The 20,144-nt window shown below is 66.4% G+C and carries 17 protein-coding genes; 12 read left to right on the top strand and 5 right to left on the bottom strand.

Features of this window, described 5'->3' with window-relative positions; genetic code table 11:
- Positions 1-49: 49 nt before the first annotated feature.
- The 4 genes from U5768_RS18670 to U5768_RS18655 all read left to right on the top strand — a co-directional run bounded on the left by U5768_RS18670 (position 50) and on the right by U5768_RS18655 (position 4,824).
- Positions 50-307 (top strand): DUF3567 domain-containing protein, encoded by a 258-nt coding sequence (locus U5768_RS18670; protein WP_322031880.1) that lies wholly within the window; start codon positions 50-52, stop codon positions 305-307.
- A gap of 219 nt (positions 308-526) precedes the next feature.
- A complete protein-coding gene (locus U5768_RS18665; RefSeq protein ID WP_322031879.1) occupies positions 527-1,597 on the top strand; it encodes a homocysteine S-methyltransferase family protein in 1,071 nt (356 codons plus the stop codon).
- On the top strand, positions 1,581-4,376 hold the full coding sequence (gene metH, locus U5768_RS18660) for a methionine synthase (protein ID WP_322032024.1): 2,796 nt from the start codon (positions 1,581-1,583) through the stop codon (positions 4,374-4,376). Before U5768_RS18665 ends, metH begins: the two co-directional genes overlap by 17 nt.
- A gap of 172 nt (positions 4,377-4,548) precedes the next feature.
- Positions 4,549-4,824, top strand: coding sequence for a hypothetical protein (locus U5768_RS18655; protein WP_322031878.1), 276 nt, complete (start codon positions 4,549-4,551; stop codon positions 4,822-4,824).
- A 144-nt stretch (positions 4,825-4,968) separates the two neighbouring features.
- Here U5768_RS18655 and U5768_RS18650 read toward each other — a convergent pair whose 3' ends face one another.
- Positions 4,969-5,295, bottom strand: a complete 327-nt coding sequence (locus U5768_RS18650; RefSeq protein ID WP_322031877.1) for a DUF1840 domain-containing protein — start codon at positions 5,293-5,295, stop codon at positions 4,969-4,971.
- 343 nt (positions 5,296-5,638) lie between these two features.
- Between U5768_RS18650 and argS the strand changes: the two genes are divergently transcribed.
- The 6 genes from argS (at position 5,639) to U5768_RS18620 (ending at position 12,204) form a co-directional block, all read left to right on the top strand.
- Positions 5,639-7,432 carry an arginine--tRNA ligase gene (gene argS, locus U5768_RS18645; protein ID WP_322031876.1) on the top strand — a complete coding sequence of 598 codons (1,794 nt, stop codon included), beginning with the start codon at positions 5,639-5,641 and terminating at the stop codon, positions 7,430-7,432.
- A gap of 70 nt (positions 7,433-7,502) precedes the next feature.
- The gene (locus U5768_RS18640) at positions 7,503-8,378 is read left to right on the top strand and encodes an SPOR domain-containing protein (RefSeq protein WP_322031875.1); all 876 of its coding nucleotides are present in this window, start codon (positions 7,503-7,505) and stop codon (positions 8,376-8,378) included.
- Positions 8,379-8,438: 60 nt separating this feature from the next.
- Complete coding sequence (locus tag U5768_RS18635; RefSeq protein WP_322031874.1) at positions 8,439-9,092, top strand: thiol:disulfide interchange protein DsbA/DsbL; 654 nt, start codon at positions 8,439-8,441, stop codon at positions 9,090-9,092.
- Between the two features lie 8 nt (positions 9,093-9,100).
- The gene (locus U5768_RS18630) at positions 9,101-9,892 is read left to right on the top strand and encodes an SDR family oxidoreductase (RefSeq protein ID WP_322031873.1); all 792 of its coding nucleotides are present in this window, start codon (positions 9,101-9,103) and stop codon (positions 9,890-9,892) included.
- Between the two features lie 171 nt (positions 9,893-10,063).
- Entirely contained in the window at positions 10,064-11,683 is a 1,620-nt protein-coding gene (locus U5768_RS18625) for an ABC transporter substrate-binding protein (protein WP_322031872.1), read from the top strand.
- 236 nt (positions 11,684-11,919) lie between these two features.
- Positions 11,920-12,204: a hypothetical protein gene (locus U5768_RS18620; RefSeq protein WP_322031871.1), complete on the top strand. Its 285-nt coding sequence runs from the start codon at positions 11,920-11,922 to the stop codon at positions 12,202-12,204.
- Between the two features lie 78 nt (positions 12,205-12,282).
- On the opposite strand, the gene U5768_RS18615 is transcribed toward U5768_RS18620, so the two are convergent.
- From U5768_RS18615 to U5768_RS18605, 3 genes are all read right to left on the bottom strand, one after another.
- Positions 12,283-13,293 (bottom strand): sulfate ABC transporter substrate-binding protein, encoded by a 1,011-nt coding sequence (locus U5768_RS18615; RefSeq protein WP_322031870.1) that lies wholly within the window; start codon positions 13,291-13,293, stop codon positions 12,283-12,285.
- Positions 13,294-13,442: 149 nt separating this feature from the next.
- The gene (gene fabI / locus U5768_RS18610) at positions 13,443-14,222 is read right to left on the bottom strand and encodes an enoyl-ACP reductase FabI (RefSeq protein WP_322031869.1); all 780 of its coding nucleotides are present in this window, start codon (positions 14,220-14,222) and stop codon (positions 13,443-13,445) included.
- Between the two features lie 21 nt (positions 14,223-14,243).
- Entirely contained in the window at positions 14,244-16,832 is a 2,589-nt protein-coding gene (locus U5768_RS18605; protein ID WP_322031868.1) for a DUF3141 domain-containing protein, read from the bottom strand.
- Positions 16,833-17,236: 404 nt separating this feature from the next.
- On the opposite strand from U5768_RS18605, the gene U5768_RS18600 reads away from it, so the two are divergent.
- Positions 17,237-18,178 carry a bifunctional enoyl-CoA hydratase/phosphate acetyltransferase gene (locus U5768_RS18600; protein WP_322031867.1) on the top strand — a complete coding sequence of 314 codons (942 nt, stop codon included), beginning with the start codon at positions 17,237-17,239 and terminating at the stop codon, positions 18,176-18,178.
- Positions 18,175-19,431, top strand: coding sequence for an acetate/propionate family kinase (locus tag U5768_RS18595; protein ID WP_322031866.1), 1,257 nt, complete (start codon positions 18,175-18,177; stop codon positions 19,429-19,431). Before U5768_RS18600 ends, U5768_RS18595 begins: the two co-directional genes overlap by 4 nt.
- Positions 19,432-19,458: 27 nt before the next feature.
- Here U5768_RS18595 and U5768_RS18590 read toward each other — a convergent pair whose 3' ends face one another.
- A complete protein-coding gene (locus tag U5768_RS18590) occupies positions 19,459-20,082 on the bottom strand; it encodes an alpha/beta hydrolase (protein WP_322031865.1) in 624 nt (207 codons plus the stop codon).
- Between the last annotated feature and the right edge of the window lie 62 nt (positions 20,083-20,144).

Below are 20,144 nucleotides of genomic sequence, written 5' to 3'. Positions count from 1 at the left end.
CCACGTATTGACCGAGAGGTCAGGGAGCACAGGAAAAAGGAGTGTCGCCATGCAAATGATCTACAACAGTCCCAACTATTGCGTCGTCGAGTTCCCACCGCAGGACGGCCACAGCGCCATGCGCGCAGGAGGCTACGAGATCGTCGACAAGAACGCACGCCGCGAGATTTTCATCGACGGCATGATGGCGGCACGTTTTCGCGAAGACGTGCAAAAGCTGATGGACGAAGATCAGTCGCTCGACGAAGTCGACGAATTCCTCGGACAGTTCGACAGCCTCATGCAGCAACCCGTCGTGCTTCACTGACGCTAGCGCACACCGCGGCACTCAACGCGCAGCGTCCTTCACACGAAACCCCGTCCGGCCTGGCCGGCCGGGGTTTTCTTTTGGCGGTTCCTTTTGGCTGTTCCTTTTGGCCGCTTCCTTGGGCCCCTCCGGGCGTGAGGCCGCTGGGAGCGGCCCATTGCCGCAGCGGCTACAATGTGAGGTTTCCCAGTTCAACCGGCGCCACGCCCGCCCGCGACCATGAACCAGCCCGCAGTCCTTGCCTCGCGCCCCGCCGCGGACGCCCAATACACGCGCGGCGCAGCGCTTCCCGCGCTGCTCGCCTCGCGCATCGTGATTCTCGACGGCGCGATGGGCACGATGATCCAGCGCTACAAGCTTGACGAAGCCGCTTACCGCGGCGAGCGCTTCAAGGATTACCCGCGCGACATCAAGGGCAACAACGAACTGCTCTCGCTCACGCAGCCGCAGATCATCAGCGAGATTCACGAGCAATATCTCGCGGCGGGCGCTGACATCATCGAGACGAACACGTTCGGCGCGACCACGGTGGCCCAGGACGACTACGGCATGGGCGACCTCGCCGTCGAGATGAACGTGGAGTCGGCGAAGCTCGCGCGCGCCGCGTGCGACAAGTATTCGACGCCGGACAAGCCCCGCTTCGCCGCCGGCGCAATCGGGCCAACGCCGAAAACGGCGAGCATCTCGCCCGACGTGAACGATCCGGGCGCGCGCAACGTGACGTTCGAAGAGCTTCGTCATGCGTACTACGAGCAGGCAAAGGCGCTCATGGAGGGCGGCTGCGACCTCTTCCTCGTCGAGACGATCTTCGACACGCTCAACGCCAAGGCCGCGCTCTTCGCGCTCGACCAGCTCTTCGAGGACACCGGCGAGAATCTGCCGATCATGATCTCGGGCACCGTGACCGACGCCTCGGGCCGCATCCTCTCGGGCCAGACTGTCGAAGCGTTCTGGAACTCGCTGCGCCACGCAAGACCGCTCACGTTCGGCCTGAACTGCGCGCTCGGCGCGGCGCTCATGCGCCCGTATATCGCCGAGCTTGCGAAGCTGTGCGACACCTACGTCTCGTGCTATCCGAACGCAGGCCTGCCGAACCCCATGAGCGACACGGGCTTCGACGAAACGCCCGCCGATACGTCGGCGCTGCTCAAGGAATTCGCGAGCGCGGGTCTCGTGAACGTGGCGGGCGGCTGCTGCGGCACGACGCCCGAACACATCGCGGCCATCGCGAAGGCGCTCGCCGAAATCAAGCCGCGCCGCTGGCCCGGGCAGTATCGCGACGCGGCCTGACAACAGGTTCGATCGCTGCTTCCAAGTCCCGCTACAACAACATACGATCCGGTCCCACGCCATGACTGACCACACCCTGCGCCTTTCCGGCCTCGAACCCTTCAACGTGACCGAAGGCACGCTGTTCATCAACGTGGGCGAGCGCACCAACGTGACCGGCTCGAAGGCGTTCGCGCGGATGATCCTCAACGGCCAGTTCGACGAAGCGCTCGCCGTCGCGCGCCAGCAGGTCGAAAACGGCGCGCAGGTCATCGACGTCAACATGGACGAAGCCATGCTCGACTCGAAGGCGGCGATGGTGCGCTTCATGAACCTCATCGCGTCGGAGCCCGACATCGCGCGCGTGCCGATCATGATCGACTCGTCGAAGTGGGACGTGATCGAAGCGGGGCTGCAATGCGTGCAGGGCAAGGCCATCGTCAACTCGATCTCGCTCAAGGAAGGCAAGGAGCAGTTCGTCCACCACGCGAAACTGATTCGCCGCTACGGCGCAGCGAGCGTGGTGATGGCGTTCGACGAGCAAGGCCAGGCCGATACATTCCAGCGTAAAACCGAGATCTGCAAGCGCTCCTACGACATTCTCGTGAACGAAGTGGGCTTCCCGCCCGAAGACATCATCTTCGACCCGAACATTTTCGCGGTGGCCACGGGCATCGAGGAGCACAACAACTACGCCGTGGACTTCATCGAAGCCACGCGCTGGATCAAGCAGAACCTGCCCTACGCGAAGATCAGCGGCGGCGTGTCGAACGTGTCGTTCTCGTTTCGCGGCAACGACCCGGTGCGCGAGGCGATCCACACCGTGTTCCTCTACTACGCCATTCAGGCGGGCATGGACATGGGCATTGTGAACGCGGGCCAGCTCGGCGTGTATGCCGACCTCGACGCCGAGTTGCGCGAGCGCGTGGAAGACGTGGTGCTCAACCGCCGCGCCGATGCGACCGACCGTCTGCTCGAAATCGCCGACAAGTTCAAGACCGGCGCCGCGAAGAAGGAAGAGAACCTCGAGTGGCGCAACCAGGACGTGGAAAAGCGTCTGGCGCACGCACTCGTGCTCGGCATCACGAACTTTATTGTCGAGGACACCGAAGAAGCGCGCGTGAAGATCATGGGCGCGGGCGGCCGGCCGATCAACGTGATCGAAGGCCCGCTCATGGACGGCATGAACATCGTCGGCGACCTGTTCGGCCAGGGCAAGATGTTCCTGCCGCAGGTCGTGAAGTCGGCGCGCGTGATGAAGCAGGCGGTGGCGCACCTCATTCCGTTCATCGAGGAGGAAAAGCGCCTGCTCGCCGAATCGGGCGCCGACGTGCGCGCGAAGGGCAAGATCGTCATCGCCACGGTGAAGGGCGACGTGCACGACATCGGCAAGAACATCGTGTCGGTCGTGCTCCAGTGCAACAACTTCGAAGTGGTCAACATGGGCGTGATGGTCCCGTGCAATGAGATCCTCGCGAAGGCGAAGGTCGAAGGCGCGGATATCGTCGGGCTCTCGGGGCTCATTACGCCCTCGCTCGAGGAAATGGCCTACGTCGCCAGCGAAATGCAGCGCGACGAGTACTTCCGCATCAAGAAGATTCCGCTGCTGATCGGCGGCGCGACCACCTCGCGCGTGCATACGGCCGTGAAGATCGCGCCGCACTACGAAGGGCCGGTCGTGTACGTGCCGGACGCGTCGCGTTCGGTTTCGGTCGCCTCGAGCCTGCTTTCGGACGAAGGCGCGACGAAGTTCATCGACGAACTCAAGACCGACTACGACCGCATTCGCGATCAGCACGCGAACCGGAAGGCCACGCCGCTCGTGACGCTCGAAGAAGCGCGCGCGAACAAGACGAAGATCGACTGGGCCAATTTCCAGCCCGTGAAGCCGAAGTTCATCGGCCGCCGCGTGTTCAGGAACTTCGACCTGAGCGAACTCGCGAACTATATCGACTGGGGTCCGTTCTTCCAGACGTGGGATCTCGCGGGTCCGTATCCGCAGATTCTCAACGACGAGATCGTGGGCGAGTCGGCGCGCCGCGTGTTTTCCGATGCGAAGTCGATGCTCTCGCGCCTCATTCAGGGCCGCTGGCTGCAGGCCAACGGCGTGATCGCGCTGTTGCCCGCGAACACCGTCAACGACGACGACATCGAAATCTACACCGACGAATCGCGCCGCGAAGTCGCGCTCACGTGGCGCAATCTGCGCCAGCAGTCGGTGCGCCCCGTGGTGGACGGCGTGATGCGCCCGAACCGCTCGCTCGCCGACTTCATCGCGCCGAAGGATTCGGGCGTGGCGGACTACATCGGCATGTTCGCGGTCACGGCGGGCATTGGCGTGGACGTGAAGGAAGCGCAGTTCGAGAAGGACCACGACGACTACAGCGCGATCATGCTCAAGGCGCTCGCCGACCGCTTCGCGGAAGCCTTCGCCGAAGCGTTGCACGCGCGCGTGCGCCGCGACCTGTGGGGCTACGCAGCGAGCGAAACGCTCGACAACGACGCGCTGATCGCCGAAAAATACGCGGGCATCCGCCCGGCGCCGGGCTATCCGGCCTGCCCGGACCACCTCGTGAAGCGCGACATGTTCGACTTCCTGCAGGCCGGCGAAGTCGGCATGAGCGTGACGGAATCGCTTGCCATGCTGCCGGCGGCGAGCGTTTCGGGCTTCTACCTCGCGCACCCGGACAGCACGTACTTCTCGGTGGGCAAGATCGGCCAGGACCAGCTCGCCGACTACGCCCGACGTATGTCGCTCTCCGACGAAGACGCCCGCCGCGCGCTCGCGCCGCAGCTCTAAGTCTTACAGCGCGCCGCTCCCCGCGGCGCGCCTGCTCCGTTGGCGTTACCGCCGTTGTCGCCGCCCGACATATGCGATCCGGCAAGGTGGAAATTACGCGCGCGCAATTTTTCGGCTTTGTAAGATGGCCTGGCAAGACCCCGCATGACCTGCATGGCCCGGAAAGACCTGCATGACGCTGGCCGCGCGCGGCAACGCCACCGCCGGCTCGATCATCAGCAAATCCTTAAAACGCAAAATCGAAGCAACCTCGACGGAGAAATCGTATGAAGAAGCTGATGTTGATGTTGACCGCCTTCGGCGTCGCAGCGCTTGCGCAGCCGTCGTTCGCCCAGCCGGCGTCCGCCCCGGAGCAGGCGAGCCCGGCGACGTCGTATTCGGCGCCCACCGAAAAGCATGTGAAGAAGCCGAAGAAAAAGAAGGCGAAGAAGTCGGCGGCTTCCGCTGACGAACCGGCGGCCGCCAGCGAGTAACGTGTCGCGCGGAATCACGCGGAGTCACGCGTAGTCACGCGCGCCGAAGATGAACCAAAGCAAAGAGCCCGCAAATTGCGGGCTCTTTCGTGAACATCAAAGGGGTTTCAGACGCCCTTTCAAACGCCCCAGAGCACGTCGTTCTCTTCCTTCTTCGCGGCGCGCAGCATGTCGAGGAAAGGAAAGGCGCGTTGCGCGAGGCCGACCGGCAGTTCGTGATGGGCGTGGTCGTCTTCGTCTTCGTGGAAGTGGCCTTCCTGCTCGTGGCGCTCTTTCTTGTCCGTGGCGATCGCCGCTTCGAGCTTGCCGATGGCGGCGTCGAGTTCGTCGTGGGTAATCACCCCGCGCGGGCCGAGCCGCTTGCCGATGATGCCGAGAAGGTATTGCGCGAGGTTCTCCAGCATCGTGACATCAGGTGCCGCGTGACATTTGAAAGTAACCAGCATGTCTGTTCCCTTTATGATTTTTTGGATCTGCGCGCGACGCTGCGGCCTGCGAAGCAGGCGGGCCAAGGCGGCCCCTGTCGCGCTACCTCATTTCACATATTAGCACCTGCTAAAATCCGTCAGGACGGAATTACCCGCAGGGTGCGGTGCCCGGACATTCCGACGTCACGGACGCCGCCACGCCGCCTGCCGCAACGAGGCCGCCCGCGCACTGGCGCACGAGAGGCGGTCCGCCGCAAGGCCGGCGCCCTCACCCGTATCCGGCGGTCCGCGCCGGCAGCCTGAGGGCGCACCCTCGGCGCCGGCCCCGCATCCCCTTACCCGCACAGGACTTGCAACCAGCATGCTGCCCGCACAGAAACACACCCTGGAGACCCTGCTCGCGCAGGCCGTCGCCCAGGTAGCAAAGGCCACCGAAGGCGCGAGCGAAGCCGCATTCATCGTGCCCGCCATCACGCTCGAGCGTCCGAAGGTCGCCGCACACGGCGACGTCGCCTGCAACGTCGCCATGCAGCTCGCCAAGCCCATGCGCGCGAATCCGCGCCAGCTCGCCCAGCAGATCGTCGACGCCGTGCTCGCCCAGCCCGAGGCCGCCGGCCTCGTCGAGGCGGCGGAAGTGGCCGGCCCCGGCTTCATTAACCTGCGTCTCACCGCCCAGGCGAAGCGCGCTGTGATCGGCGCCGTGTTCGAGCAGGGCGAGGCGTTCGGCCGCTCGCAGCGCGAAGCGGGCAAGCGCGTGCTCGTCGAGTTCGTCTCGGCGAATCCCACGGGCCCGCTGCACGTGGGCCACGGCCGCCAGGCGGCGCTCGGCGACGCGGTTTCGAACGTGCTCGCCTCGCAGGGCTATGACGTGCACCGCGAGTTCTACTACAACGACGCGGGCGTGCAGATCGGCAACCTCGCGGTGTCCACCCAGGCGCGCGCGCGCGGCCTCAAGCCCGGCGACGCCGAATGGCCCGAGGCCGCCTACAACGGCGAATACATCGCCGACATCGCGCGCGACTACCTCGCCGGCGAAACCGTCGCGGCCAAGGACGGCGAACCCGTCACGGGCGAGAAGGACCCGGAGAACCTCGAAGCGATCCGCCGCTTCGCCGTGGCCTATCTGCGCCACGAGCAGGATCTCGACCTGCAGGCGTTCGGCGTGAAGTTCGACCGCTACTACCTCGAATCGTCGCTGTACAAGGAAGGCCGCGTCGAGAAGACCGTCGAGGCGCTGGTCGCCTCGGGCGAGACCTACGAGCAGGAAGGCGCGCTGTGGCTCAAGACCACCGACTACGGCGACGACAAGGACCGCGTGATGCGCAAGTCCGACGGCACGTACACCTACTTCCTGCCCGACGTGGCCTATCACGTCACGAAGTGGGAGCGCGGCTTCACGAAGGTCATCAACGTCCAGGGCTCCGACCACCACGGCACCATCGCACGCGTGCGCGCGGGGCTGCAGGCGCTCGGCGTCGGCATTCCGAAGGGCTATCCCGACTACGTGCTGCACAAGATGGTCACGGTGATGCGCGACGGCCAGGAGGTCAAGATCTCCAAGCGCGCGGGCAGCTACGTGACGGTGCGCGACCTGATCGAATGGTCGGGCGGCGCCGATGTGGACCCCGCAGGCAGCGAAGTCTCGCCCGATCTGCTCGACGAAGCGACCATCCGCCGCGGGCGCGACGCCGTGCGCTTTTTCCTCATCTCGCGCAAGGCCGACACCGAATTCGTGTTCGACATCGACCTCGCGCTGAAGGAAAACGACGAAAACCCCGTGTACTACGTGCAATACGCGCACGCGCGCATCTCGTCGATCCTCGGCGACTGGCAAGGCAAGTTCGGCGGCGATGCGGCCGCGCTGCCCAAGGTCGATCTCGCGCCGCTTTCGAGCGAACGCGCGCTCGCCCTCATCGCGAAACTCGGCGAATTCCCCGACATGCTCACGCATGCGGCCAGCGAACTCGCGCCGCACGCGGTGGCGTTCTACCTGCGCGACCTCGCCGCTGAGTTTCACTCGTTCTACAATGCCGAACGCGTTCTCGTCGACGACGTCGCCGAGCGCGATGCCCGCGTCGCCCTTCTCGCGGCCACGCGCCGGGTTCTCGCGAACGGCCTGGCCGTGATCGGCGTGTCCGCGCCGGAGCGCATGTAACGAGACGCTCGCACAGCAGCATGTTTGGGGCCGCCGCCTCGCGCGGACGGCCATTCCAGGATTCTCTTGTTTGCAGGTGATTCAGACGATGGCAAAACCGCGCCGCACTACAAAACAGCAGTCGAAGCAGTCCGGGGGAACCTTTCTCGGCATCGTGCTGGGCCTGATTGTCGGCCTTGCGATCGCGGTGGTGGTGGCGCTCTATATCACGCGCGCGCCCACGCCATTTGTCTCGAAGGTCGCGCCGCCGGCCGCCTCGGACGTCAGCCAGAACAACGAGCAGGTCGATCCGAACCGCGCGCTGCAGGGCAAGTCGCCGGGCCAGCCGGTGCCGCAGGCCGCGCAAAGCACGCCGCCCAACACGGCGCCGGGCCAGACCACGAACCAGTCGCAGTCCTCGGGCATGCTCGAAGAGCCGCAGATCGTCGAGGTGCCGCCCTCGGGTGCGAACAACAACGCCGCCAACAACAACGGCGTGGCCGTCGCGCCGCAGCCCTCGACGGGTGAAACCGTCACGGGCGGCACGGCCATCGCGAAGAAGCCGCAATCGGCCAGCAATTCAAACGGCGCGAACGGCACGAACGGCAACACCGCGAGCAACCCGGCGCAGATCCTCGCGGGCAACCAGCCGCAAAAGCCTGCCAATGCGGTGCCCACGCCTCCGGCCGCCAAGCCCGGCAGCGCGGCGCCCGCGGCGGGCGACGCCAACACCGGCTACTTCCTGCAGGTGGGCGCGTACAAGACGTCGGGCGACGCCGAGCAGCAGCGCGCGCGCCTCGCGTTCCAGGGCTTCGAATCGAAGGTGACGCAGCGCGACGCGGGCGGCGTGACGTACTTCCGCGTGCGCATCGGTCCGTTCACGAAGTTCGACGACATGAACTCCACGCGTCAGCGCCTGTCCGATGCCGGTATCGATACGGCCGTCATCCGCTTCACGAAACAGTAATCGCCGTCTCGCGGCACACAACCGGCCGCCGCCGGCCCAGGAACAGTGAATTCTTACGCCATGAAACGACTTCTAGGTACGCTTTTTCTCTCGCTTTCGCTGATCGCCGGCGCGGCCCACGCCTCGGCCGCCGCCCCCGTGGCGGGCAAGGACTACACGGTCCTGAAGGCGCCCCAGCCGCTCGACGTGCCCGCGGGCAAGATCGAGGTGATCGAGTTCTTCTGGTACGGCTGCCCCCATTGCAACGCGTTCGACCCGTTCCTCGAAGGGTGGATCAAGAAGCAGGGCCCGGATGTCGTGTTCAAGCGCGTGCCGGTGGCATTCCGTGACGATTTCATCCCGCACTCGAAGATGTACTACGCGCTCGACGCGCTCGGCCTCGCCCAGAAGCTCACGCCGGTCGTGTTCCACGAAATCCACGTGAACAAGAACTATCTGCTCACGCCGGAAGACCAGGCGAAGTTCCTCGCCACCCAGGGCGTCGATCCGAAGAAGTACATGGAAGCGTACAACTCGTTCTCGACGCAGAGCGCGTTGCAGCGCGACAAGGCCCTGCTCGATTCCTACAAGATCGACGGCGTGCCGACCATCGCCATCCAGGGCAAGTACGAAACCGGCCCGGCCATGGTCCAGGGTCCGGAAGACAAGGCGCTGCCGGCCACGCTCCAGGTGATGGACTTCATCGTCTCGCAAATCCGCGCAAAGAAGATGTGAGGCCGGATTTGACACGCGAGGCCACGCAAAGCGCGCCACTGAAGGTCTTCATCACCGGCGCGTCGAGCGGCATTGGCGCCGCGCTCGCAGCCGAATACGCGCGGCAGGGCGCGATCCTCGGGCTCGTCGCGCGGCGCGGCGAGGCCCTTGCCGCCTTCCGGCAGTCCCATGCCGGTCACGCCATCTCCATCTATAGCGCCGACGTGCGCGACGCCGATGCGCTCGCCGCCGCCGCGCGCGACTTCATCGCACAGCACGGCATGCCCGACGTCGTGATCGCCAATGCGGGCGTAAGCCGCGGCGCGCTCACGGGCGAAGGCGATCTCGCCACGTTCCGCGACGTGATGGACACCAACTACTTCGGCATGGTCGCCACCTTCGAGCCGTTTGCCTCGGCCATGGCGAAGGCGAGACGCGGCACGCTCGTGGGCATTGCGAGCGTGGCCGGCGTGCGCGGCTTGCCGGGCTCCGGCGCGTACAGCGCCTCGAAGGCCGCGGCGTTCGCCTATCTCGAAGCGCTGCGCGTGGAAATGCGCCCGTTCGGCGTGCCCGTGGTCACCATCGCGCCGGGCTACATCCGCACGCCCATGACGGCGAAGAATCCCTACCGCATGCCCTTCCTGATGGATGCCGACCAGTTCGCCGCGAAGGCCGCGCAAGCCATCGCGCGCGGCGCCGCGTTCGCGGTGTTCCCCTGGCCGATGCGCGTGGCCGCCACGATGCTGCGCGCGCTGCCGCGCTGGGTGTACGACCGCGTGTTCGAAAAAGCGCCGCGCAAGCCGCGCGCGGCAAGCCACTGAATAGCCGGCATCCCCATGCCATATGGGTATGTGGATTAAATTGTTGTCTCGGCAAATTCCCTTCGATAAGCTTGGGCTCGTCCAGGCGCCCTTCATCGCTTCATAGCCTTCTCGCCTCTCCTGACTCAAAAAAACGGGCGCCGGCCGCCACCGAAGAACCACGGAGATCCCATGCGTTTCACCTCGCCCACGCTTGTGCCTCGGCTCGTGCTCGCGAGCGCGCTTGGCGCCGCTTGCGCGTTCGCGGCCACGCCCGCGCTCGCCAAACCGCTGACGGTCTGCACCGAGTCGAGCCCCGACGGCTTCGACGTCGTGCAGTTCAACTCGCTCGTCACGACCAACGCGTCCGCCGACGTCATCTTCAATTCGCTCGTGGCCTACGACGAAGCGCAGAAGAAGGTCGTGCCCTCGCTCGCGGACAAATGGGAAGTGAGCGCCGACGGCCTGACCTACACGTTCCATCTGCGGCCCAACGTGGCGTTCCAGACGACCGAATGGTTCAAGCCCACGCGCACGCTTAACGCCGACGACGTGGTCTTCACGTTCGATCGCATGCTCGACGCGAACAATCCGTGGCACAAGGTGGCGGGCGCGAGCGGCTTTCCGCACGCGCAGTCGATGGGCCTCGTGAAGCTCGTGAAGTCGGTCACGAAGGTCGATGCGAACACGGTGAAGTTCGAACTCAACGAGCCGAACGCGACGTTCCTCTCGATCCTCACGATGGGTTTCGCGTCGATCTATTCGGCCGAGTACGCCGACCAGTTGCTCAAGGCCGGCAAGCAGGTCGACCTCAACGCGAAGCCGGTGGGCACGGGCCCGTTCTCGCTGAAGAGCTACACGAAGGACGCGCTGATCCGCTACGACGTGAACCCCACCTACTGGGGGCCGAAGCCGAAGGTGGATCGCCTGATCTACGCGATCACGCCCGACGCCGCCGTGCGCGCGCAGAAGGTGAAGGCCGGCGAATGCCAGATCGCGCTCTCGCCCAAGCCCCAGGACGTGGCCGGCGCGAAGAGCGACAAGTCGCTCAAGGTGGTGCAAACGCCCGCGTTCATGACGGCGTTCGTCGCGCTCAACACGCAGAAGAAGCCGCTCGACAACCAGAAGGTGCGCCAGGCGCTGAACATGGCGTTCGACCGCACGACGTATCTCAAGGCGATTTTCGATAACACGGCGACGCCCGCGACGAACCCCTGGCCGCCCATCACCTGGGGCTACGACAAGTCGATCCAGCCGTACCCGTACGACCCGGCGAAGGCGAAGCAACTGCTCGCCGATGCGGGCTTCCCCAACGGCTTCTCGACGACGATCTGGGTGCGCCCGAACGGCAGCGTGCTGAACCCGAATCCGCGCGCGGGCGCGGAGCTTTTGCAGGCCGATTTCGCGAAGATCGGCGTGAAGGCCGAGATCAAGGTGATCGAGTGGGGCGAGCTGATCAAGCAGGCGAAGCAGGGCCAGCACGACACGCTCTTCATGGGCTGGGCCGGCGACAACGGCGACCCCGACAACTATCTCTCGCCGCTCTTTAGCTGCAATGCGGTGCAGTCGGGCATCAACTTCGCGCGCTTTTGCGACCCGCAGCTCGACAAACTGATCGCCGACGGCAAGGCCACCGCCGATCAGGCCAAACGCGTGAAGCTCTACGAAGCCGCACAGCAGATCATCCACGACCAGGCGCTGTGGATTCCGCTCGGCTACCCCACCGCCGCGGCGATCACGCGCACGAACGTAAGCGGCTATCAGGTGAGCCCGTTCGGACGCCAGAACTTCGCGGGCGTCGCCGTGCAGTAACGGCAGGCGCGCCGGGTGTTTTCGCCCGGCGCGCCGATTACAGACCTGCCCTGACAATCACGAATTGAAACACCGCCGCACGCGACGAACGAGCGGAGGCCCCGCCACAGGGGCCGGGCAGCCTTTCCGCCCCTTTCCGCCCGTAAAATTCGCGCGCAGTTTGTTGCAGTTTGGTAACTCAAGCGGGCGAGCGCCTGGCTACATTGGAGGCGTCGAATCAACCGAAGGGGCTCAAAATGAAAAACAAACTCTTTGCCGCGCTGGGTGCTGGAGCGCTCGTCCTGGCGGCCTCGCAAACCGCGATGGCCGGTGTGGTGGTCGGCCTGAACGTCGGCGTGCCCGCTCCGGTTTATGTCGCGCCCGCGCCTGTTTATGTCGCGCCGCGTCCGGTGTACGTCGCGCCGCCCGTGCGCGTCGGCTACGCGCCGGCCGTCGTGGTCGGCTGGCACGGCGACCGCTACTGGGACGGCCATCGCTGGTACGGCCGCCACGAGTGGTACGGCCATCGCGGCTGGTACTAAATTCGTAGCCTGAAAAGCCAGGCGCCTCGCAAACCGCGAGGCGCTTTTTCTTGCACCGCCCGTTTTACGCGGCGCGCGTTACTTGCGGTCCGCGACGATCTGATCGAACGTGCCGCCATCGGCGAAATGCGTGGCTTGCGCGTTCTGCCAGCTACCGAACACCTGCTCGACCGTGAAGGTCTTGATCGGCCTGAACTCGCTGGCGTGCTTCGCGAGTACGGCGGCATCGCGCGGACGCAGATGGTGCTGCGCGATGATCTCCTGCGCGGCGGGCGAGTACAGATAGTCGAGGTACGCCTGCGCGGTCTTGCGTGTGCCGCGCTTGTCCACCACCTTGTCGACGATCGTCACCGGCGGCTCCGCCAGCAGGCTCACCGACGGATAAACCGCTTCGAAGTCCTTCGCACCGACGCCCGTGTCGATGAGCGCCACTTCGTTTTCGAAGGTCACGAGCACGTCGCCAATGTCGCGCTGCGTAAAGGTCGTCGTCGCGCCCCGGCCGCCCGCATCGAGCACCGGCACGTTCTTGAGCAGCGCGCGCTCGAAGTCGAGCGCCTGCGCGTCGCTCGCGCCCTGCTGCTTGCGATAGCCCCACGCGGCCAGATATGCATAGCGGCCGTTACCCGACGTCTTCGGATTGGCGATCACGACCTGCACGCCGGGCTTCGCGAGATCGTCCCAGTCCTTGATGTGCTTCGGGTTGCCCTTGCGCACAAGGAACACCATCGTCGTCGTATAGGGCGCGCTCGCGTCGGGCAGGCGCGTGCGCCAGTTCGCCGGCACCAGATGGCCTTGTTGCGCGAGCAGGTCGATGTCGTTGGGCTGGTTCATCGTCACGACGTCGGCTTGCAGACCTTGCAGCACAGAGAGCGCCTGCGCGCTCGAAGCGCCGTGCGACTGCCGGATCGACAGCGTTTCGCCGGTCTTCTTCTGATAGTCGGCGATGAAGCTCGCGTCGATGTCCTTGTACAGCTCGCGCGTCACGTCGTACGAAACGTTCAGCAGCGACGTTTCGGCATGCGCCGCCACTGCACTCAATGCGACGATGCCCGCGCCGAGCCAGCGCGCCGTGCGTCCCAAACCTGCCATGGTGATCCCCGTCTGTCGTTGAAAGTCGTTACGGCCTGCGTGAATTCGTAAGCAGACCGAACGCTCGATTCTAGCGAGCCGGGGCGCACGGCTTATACCGATGCAAGCTTTGCTTTGCGGCTTTCGTGCTAAGGGCTTTGGACGTGTTTTTACGCCATGATGTGCGCGCCGCCGTCGATGTACACGGTGTTGCCGCTCATGCGGCGCGCGTAACGCGTGGCGAGATAGGCGGTTGCGTAGCCCACGTCCATGATGTCGACGAGTTCGCCAAGCGGCGCGCGGTCCACGGCCTCGGCGAGCATGCGGTCGAAGTCGGGCAGGCCCGAGGCCGCGCGCGTCTTGAGCGGTCCCGGCGAGATGGCGTGCACGCGAATGCCGAGCGGCCCGAGTTCGAACGCGAGATAACGGCACGACGCTTCCAGCGCCGCCTTCACCGGACCCATGAGGTTGTAGTTGGGCACGACGCGGTTCGCGCCGTCGTAGCTCATCGCGAAGAGCGTGCCGCCGTGCGGCATGAGCGGCGCGGCGCGCTTCGCCATGCGGATGAACGAGTGGCACGACACGTCCATCGCATAGGCGAAGCCCTTTGCCGATGAATCGAGCAGGCCGCCCTGCAGATCTTCCTTCGGCGCATAGGCGATGGAGTGCAGCACGATGTCGAGCGAGCCCCACGTGTCGCGCACGGCGTCGAATACGGCGTCGAGTTGCCCGTCTTCCTCGACGTTCAGCGGCAGCAGCAGTTGCGCGCCCAGTTCGTTGGCGAGCGGCTCGACGTAATGCCGGGCCTTGTCGTTGAGATAGGTCACGGCGAGTTGCGCGCCGAGATCGGCGAATGCGCGCGCGCAGCCGTAGGCGATGGAATCGGCGTTGGCCACGCCGGTAACGAGCGCGCGCATGCCGGCGAGCGGCCGTTCGGGAGGGGTGTGCATGGCTGACCTCGCGGTGGATGACTACTCGCCCGCGCTACGCGTGGCGCGTCGGCGCGCGGCCGCCGTGCCGGCAGCCCGCGTGGCCGGGGGCTTGGACGCCGCACGCGGGCGGCGCGCAGCCGGTTTGGCGGCGGCCTTCGCGCCCTGCACTGCGCTGCCTTCGGCGGCCGCACCCGCCACATCGCCGCCAACGCCGCCCTCGCCACCGCCCTCGCCTTGCGACGACGACCCGCCGTCATCGAGCGGCGGCAAGCCCGACTTCTCGCTGCCCGGCTCGACGCCCAGCGCGCGCTGAACATGGCGATAGCGCTCGCGCCGCTCGCCTTCGAGCGGCGCCGACACGGTCGCGATGCGGTAGACGGCCGCCAGCAGCGCCCGGCGCAACTTCATGTCGGGCACGATCTCGGGCAGTGCGTCGATGGCGGCCTGCGGGTCGAGTTGCACGATCGCGCCCTGGCGGCGCGCGGATTCCTTCAGTTCGGCGATGGTCGGCTGGCGATCGCCGAGGTACTCGCGCGCGAGTTCGCGCATGCGCTGGAACGGCCGGTACTGCACCGTATGCATTTCGTCGACGATGTACGCGGCAATGCGCATGAACGCGTCGACGAGCGTGCCTTTGGCGAGATGCGCGCGCGCCGCGCGCAGGCGGTACTGCGCGAGTTCCTTGCGCAGCGCCATGAGCGGCGGCGCGATGGGTTCGAGCGGCTGGTTGGGCGTCACGCCGACCCACGCCTGCACCCAGGGCGCGGTGTAGACGTTGTAGAAGGTGCTTTCGATCCACGCGTCGCGCGCGTCGCGGTACGCGTCCCACGACGCCTCGATGGTGGCCGACGCCTGCTTTTCGAGCAGCGTGAACGGATTGTCGGGCGCGACCGGCCTGCGGTGCCCGCGCACGGTTTGTGCCAGGGCGGGCAGCACGCCCAGCGCCGGATTCGCGTCGCTCAGCACGCTGCGCTCCACGCGCGACGGATGCGACTCGCGCAGCGCATGCGCGCTGAACGCATTGCTCGACGCGCGCACGAACGGCGAAACGAACAGGTCGTAGAGACGCTGGTTGTTCTCCGCGAAGCGGCGCACCACCTCGAAGGGCTGCTCGTCGTCGCGGCCGTCGTCGAGCGCGAGAACGTCGTCGATGGTGCGGCGCTCGAAGCGGATCTCGTAGCGCCCTTCGAGCGCTTCGAGGCGCCCGGCTTCCGGCGTCGAGTCGGTGATCTTCGCTTCGTAGAGGCCCGGCGGCAGCACGTCGATCAGGTCGAGCGCCGAGAATAGTTCGGTGTGCTCCTTATTGGCCACGCTCGCCGAAACGAAGATGCCGAGGTGCCCCACCTTATCGTGCAGGCAGTACACGATCACCTGCTCGTTGGCGACGATCTCGTCGACGCTCGCGTAGAGGTCGGGAATCCAGTTGAGCGCCTGCTGCGGCGGCGTGATGTTGTCGCCCCAGGAGGCGAGCACGATGATCGGCGTGCGGATGTTGCGCAGATCCACGGGCGCGCGCGCGTTCTTCGCGAACACCTCGTTGCGCGTGAGGTGATTGCCCACGAACAGGTTCTGCACGATCCAGTCGATCTCGGCGCGGTTCAACTGGAAATGGCCGCCCCACCAGCGCTCGAATTCGAGGAAGCGCTCGCGCTCGGTATCGACCTTCGAATAGAGGTTGTAGAGCTTGCCCCAGTAGGTGTTGGCGGGATTTAGATACTCGAAGTTCTGCACGAGCCAGGCGCCGTCGAAGCGGCCATCGCCCAGGTCCGCCGCGAGCGAGGACATCCACGAGCCGCCGAGCATGCCGCCCGAATAACGCATGGGGTTCTTGCCACGCACGCCGGCCCAGTACGAAAGCGGCGAACCCGCGAGCATGAGCGGACCGACCAGCGCGGGTGCGGACGCCGCGAGCAGCGCCGCGGCCCAGCCGCCCTGGCAGTTGCCGATGATGAAGGGCAGGCCGTCCGCGTCCGGGTGCAGTTCGCGCACGCGTTGCACGAACACGCCTTCGGCCTGCGCGACCGACTGGATCGTCTGCGTTTCGCAGGGCACCGGGAAGAAGGTCACGAAGTAGCACGGGTGGCCCTTGCGCAACGCGATGCCCACTTCGCTATCCATCTTGAACCCGGCAATGCCCGGGCCGTGGCCCGCGCGCGGATCGATCACGACGAACGGGCGCATGCGCGGGTCGGTCGGCGCGTCCTCGTCGGGCTTGATGCGCAGGAGTGCGTAATTGCAGGGATCGGCCAGTTCGCGGCCGTCGACGATCACTTCGTAGTCGAATGCGAGCACGGGCGGCATGCCCGCCTGTTCGTGCACGTAAGTCTGGTTGCCGCGTTCGCGCAGCACGTCGAAAAAGAGGACGCTGCGCTGCCACGCGTCGTAGAGGTAGTCGTAGAGCGGCTGCGCGCCAGCAGGCGCGGCGCGCGCCGATTCGATTGCCCGGGTCACTGCCGTCGACACGGCCGAAGCCGCCTGGGTTAGCGGCGTATGGGGCGATGACTCCTCGTCGGGCGCGCCCGCGCCGGGCCAGAAAGGCGCGAAGGGCCACAAAGACGCGCCCGGGGCGGGCGTACGCAAAAACGAGAACGGCGACGAAAGCTGGGGCGAGGAGGGGGAAACTGCCACGAGACGAATCTCCTTTGAGGGAGCGCCTGCCCGCCTCGCGGCGAGCACGCGCCGGGCCGGCGGAAGACGTTGGCGGCCGCGCGCTTCGTGCACCGTTTGGTGCACCTCGCGGCCGCGAGAGGAAAAGAGCCAGATCATGCTGCACTGCGGCATCTAAAAAGTTAGGCGGCACGCTGACGAAAGTCAAGGCGCAGCGCGGCACCCAATGCCCGCTTCACGATGGCATCGCGCTGTGAACCCGGCGTGACAGGCGCGTCGGCGCCACCCTTGCCGGGCGCGTCACGATGTCGCGCCAGCGTGGCGCGCACCTTGGCGACCGCGCCCCACGCGCTGGTCTACACTGTTACGGCTTTGCGCGCCGCAGCATGGTTCAAATGTCTAGTGGAGAACGCCCGGAGACCGCCATGACGTCATCGCCCGACAAGTATTCGGTTCTGCTCGCCCGTTGCGGCGGCCTCCCGCCCGTGCCCACTGCCGTCGCGCATCCCTGCGACGCGTCGTCGCTCACCGGCGCGCTCGACGCCGCCAACCTCGGCCTGATCGTGCCGATCCTCGTCGGCCCCGAAGCGAAGATCCGCGCGGTGGCCGAGGAAGCCGACCTGCGCCTCGACGGCGTTACCGTCATCGACGCGCCGCACAGCCACGCCGCCGCCGAACTCGCGGTGCGCGCCGTGCGCGAGGGCCAGGCCGAACTGCTCATGAAGGGCAGCCTGCACAGCGACGAACTGCTGCACGAAGTCGCGCTCGGCGCGAACGGCCTGCGCACCGAGCGCCGCCTCTCGCATGTGTTCGCGATGGACGTGCCGACGTACCACAAGCCGATCTTCATCACGGACGCGGCCGTCAACATCTTCCCCAAGCTCGCCGACAAGGCCGACATCGTGCGCAACGCGATAGATCTCGTGCACGCGCTGGGCGTGGGCACGCCCAAGGTCGCCATTCTCGGCGCCGTGGAAACCGTGTCCGAGAAGATGCCCTCCACCATCGACGCCGCCGCGCTCTGCAAGATGGCCGACCGCGGCCAGATCACGGGCGGCCTGCTCGACGGGCCGCTCGCCTTCGACAACGCGATCAGCGCCGAAGCCGCGCGCATCAAGGGCATCACCTCGCCCGTGGCCGGCGACCCCGACATCCTGCTCGTGCCCGACCTCGAAGCGGGCAACATGCTCGCCAAGCAACTCACTTTCCTCGCCGGCGCGGAAGCGGCCGGCATCGTCCTCGGCGCGCGCGTGCCGGTCATCCTCACGAGCCGCGCCGACAGCGTGCGCTCGCGCATCGGCAGTTGCGCGATCGCCGTGCTGCTCGCGCATGCGCGGCGCGCACGCAAAGCCACGGAGATCCTGTGAGCAGCGTCCAGCCCCATCCGGCCAGCGAAGGCCATGTCGTGCTCGTCGTGAATGCGGGGTCGTCGAGCATCAAGTGTTCGGTGTTTCGCGTAATCGAGGACGATCATGTGGAGGGCGGCGCGCGCGCGGTGCATGGCGCGGGCGGCCAAATCGAAGGCATCGGCGTCGCGCCGCGCGTGGAAGCGCATATGGCCGACGGACGCCTGATCGTCGACGAGAAGTTTCCCGTCGCCCAGGTCGCCGATCACGACGCCGCGTTTCGCCTACTGCGCCTCGTGCTCGCCGTGGGCCTGCGCGATACGCCGCCCGCCGCGATCGGCCATCGCGTGGTGCACGGCGGGGCGCGCTACGCCGACGCCGTGCTCATCGACGACGAAGTGATCCAGGAGCTGGACGCGCTCACGCCGCTCGCGCCGCTGCATCAGCCGCACAATCTCGCGGCCATTCGCGCGGTGCGCGAGGCCGCGCCCGAGTTGCCGCAGGTGGCGTGCTTCGACACCGCGTTCCACGCAGGCAACGACATCATGGCGCAGCTTTTCGCGCTGCCGTACAGCTATTACGGCGAGGGCGTGCGGCGCTACGGCTTTCACGGCCTCTCGTACGAATACATCGCGCGGCACCTCCATCAGGTCGCGCCGGACATCGCGCGTGGGCGCGTGGTCGTCGCGCATCTGGGCAACGGCGCGAGCCTGTGCGCGATGAAGGACGGCAAGAGCGTGGAGACCACCATGGGCCTCACCGCGCTCGACGGCCTGCCCATGGGCACGCGCTGCGGCGCGCTCGACGCGGGCGCCGTGCTCTGGATGATGGCGAAGGGCATGGATTACCACGCCATCGAGAAGGTGCTGTATCAGGAGTCCGGGCTGAAGGGCCTCTCGGGCTTGAGCAGCGACATGCGCGAATTGCTCGCGAGCGGCAGCGACCGGGCGAAACTCGCGATCGACTTCTATACGTATCGCATCGCTCAGGAGGTGGGCAAGCTCGCGGTGGTGCTCGGCGGGCTCGACGCACTCGTGTTCACGGCCGGTATCGGCGAGCATGCCGCGCCCATCCGCGCGCAGGTGTGCGAACGGCTCGCGCCGGTCTTCGGCACCGTGGTCGACGCGCAAGTCAACGAAGTGGGCAGCAGCCAGGGCAATGAACGCGTGAGCACGCGCGAAAGCCGCGTGCCCGTATTCGCGATTCGTACCGACGAAGAAGGGATGATCGCGCTGCATACCGCGCGGTTGTTGCGGGGCGCGCTCAAGCGCTGAGCAGCCCTGCGTTTGCTCCGGCTGGCCTCAGGCGTACGCCGGACCGCTCTGGTCGAACGCCTCGTCGCGCAGCCGGCCTGGAGCCGCGCCGTGGATCAGCGTATCGACGAAATACTTCGCGCGCGGCCACGGGCCGAAGCCTGCCGCCGTGTTGATGTGGCCCGCATCGCCGAGATTCACGAACGTGCTGCCCAACTGCTGTGCGAGCGCGCGAGCGCCTTCGAGCGGCATCCACGGATCGGTTTCGCTGCCGATGAGTATCGACGGTACCGGAAGCTGCCGCGCCTCGAACGCCCCGGCGAAACGGAATTTCTCGGGACTCGCGGGCGCGACGAACAGCACGCCCGCAATGTCGGCGCCGTTTTCACCGAGCTTTTCGCCGAGTATGCCTGCCTGCAACGCATGCGCCGCCACGAGGCAGCCGAAGCTGTGCGCGGCCAGCAAAAACGGGCCGCGCTCGTCCGCGAGGCGCCGTGCGAGCGCCGCGCTCCAGATCGCGAGATCGGGCGCGTCCCAGTCGTCCTGTTCCGCGCGCAGCGAGCGCGCGAACTGGCGTTCGAGCCAGCTCTGCCAGTGAGCGCCGTCGCTGCCGTGCAGGCCCGGCACGGTGACGAGGCGGGGCGGCCAACGCATTTGCGCGCACGAAAGCATGATTTTTTCCTTGCTGGAACACGGCGTGAATCGATTATGGCTTGCGAGCCCCGCGCGCCGAA

The sequence above is a fragment of the Paraburkholderia sp. J76 genome (genome assembly GCF_905220295.1).
In the GTDB taxonomy this organism is placed as follows: domain Bacteria; phylum Pseudomonadota; class Gammaproteobacteria; order Burkholderiales; family Burkholderiaceae; genus Paraburkholderia.
This window is presented reverse-complemented; position numbering and strand designations above follow the sequence as displayed.

Bases quoted from the DNA above. Each gene is read 5' to 3' on its own strand.
- U5768_RS18620 (WP_322031871.1), top strand. From the start codon at position 11,920: ATGAAAAACAAACTCTTTGCCGCGCTGGGTGCTGGAGCGCTCGTCCTG.
- U5768_RS18655 (WP_322031878.1), top strand. From the start codon at position 4,549: ATGACGCTGGCCGCGCGCGGCAACGCCACCGCCGGCTCGATCATCAGC.
- U5768_RS18665 (WP_322031879.1), top strand. From the start codon at position 527: ATGAACCAGCCCGCAGTCCTTGCCTCGCGCCCCGCCGCGGACGCCCAA.
- U5768_RS18600 (WP_322031867.1), top strand. From the start codon at position 17,237: ATGACGTCATCGCCCGACAAGTATTCGGTTCTGCTCGCCCGTTGCGGC.
- argS (WP_322031876.1), top strand. From the start codon at position 5,639: ATGCTGCCCGCACAGAAACACACCCTGGAGACCCTGCTCGCGCAGGCC.
- U5768_RS18625 (WP_322031872.1), top strand. From the start codon at position 10,064: ATGCGTTTCACCTCGCCCACGCTTGTGCCTCGGCTCGTGCTCGCGAGC.
- U5768_RS18615 (WP_322031870.1), bottom strand. From the start codon at position 13,293: ATGGCAGGTTTGGGACGCACGGCGCGCTGGCTCGGCGCGGGCATCGTC.
- U5768_RS18590 (WP_322031865.1), bottom strand. From the start codon at position 20,082: ATGCTTTCGTGCGCGCAAATGCGTTGGCCGCCCCGCCTCGTCACCGTG.
- U5768_RS18670 (WP_322031880.1), top strand. From the start codon at position 50: ATGCAAATGATCTACAACAGTCCCAACTATTGCGTCGTCGAGTTCCCA.
- fabI (WP_322031869.1), bottom strand. From the start codon at position 14,222: ATGCACACCCCTCCCGAACGGCCGCTCGCCGGCATGCGCGCGCTCGTT.
- U5768_RS18650 (WP_322031877.1), bottom strand. From the start codon at position 5,295: ATGCTGGTTACTTTCAAATGTCACGCGGCACCTGATGTCACGATGCTG.
- U5768_RS18635 (WP_322031874.1), top strand. From the start codon at position 8,439: ATGAAACGACTTCTAGGTACGCTTTTTCTCTCGCTTTCGCTGATCGCC.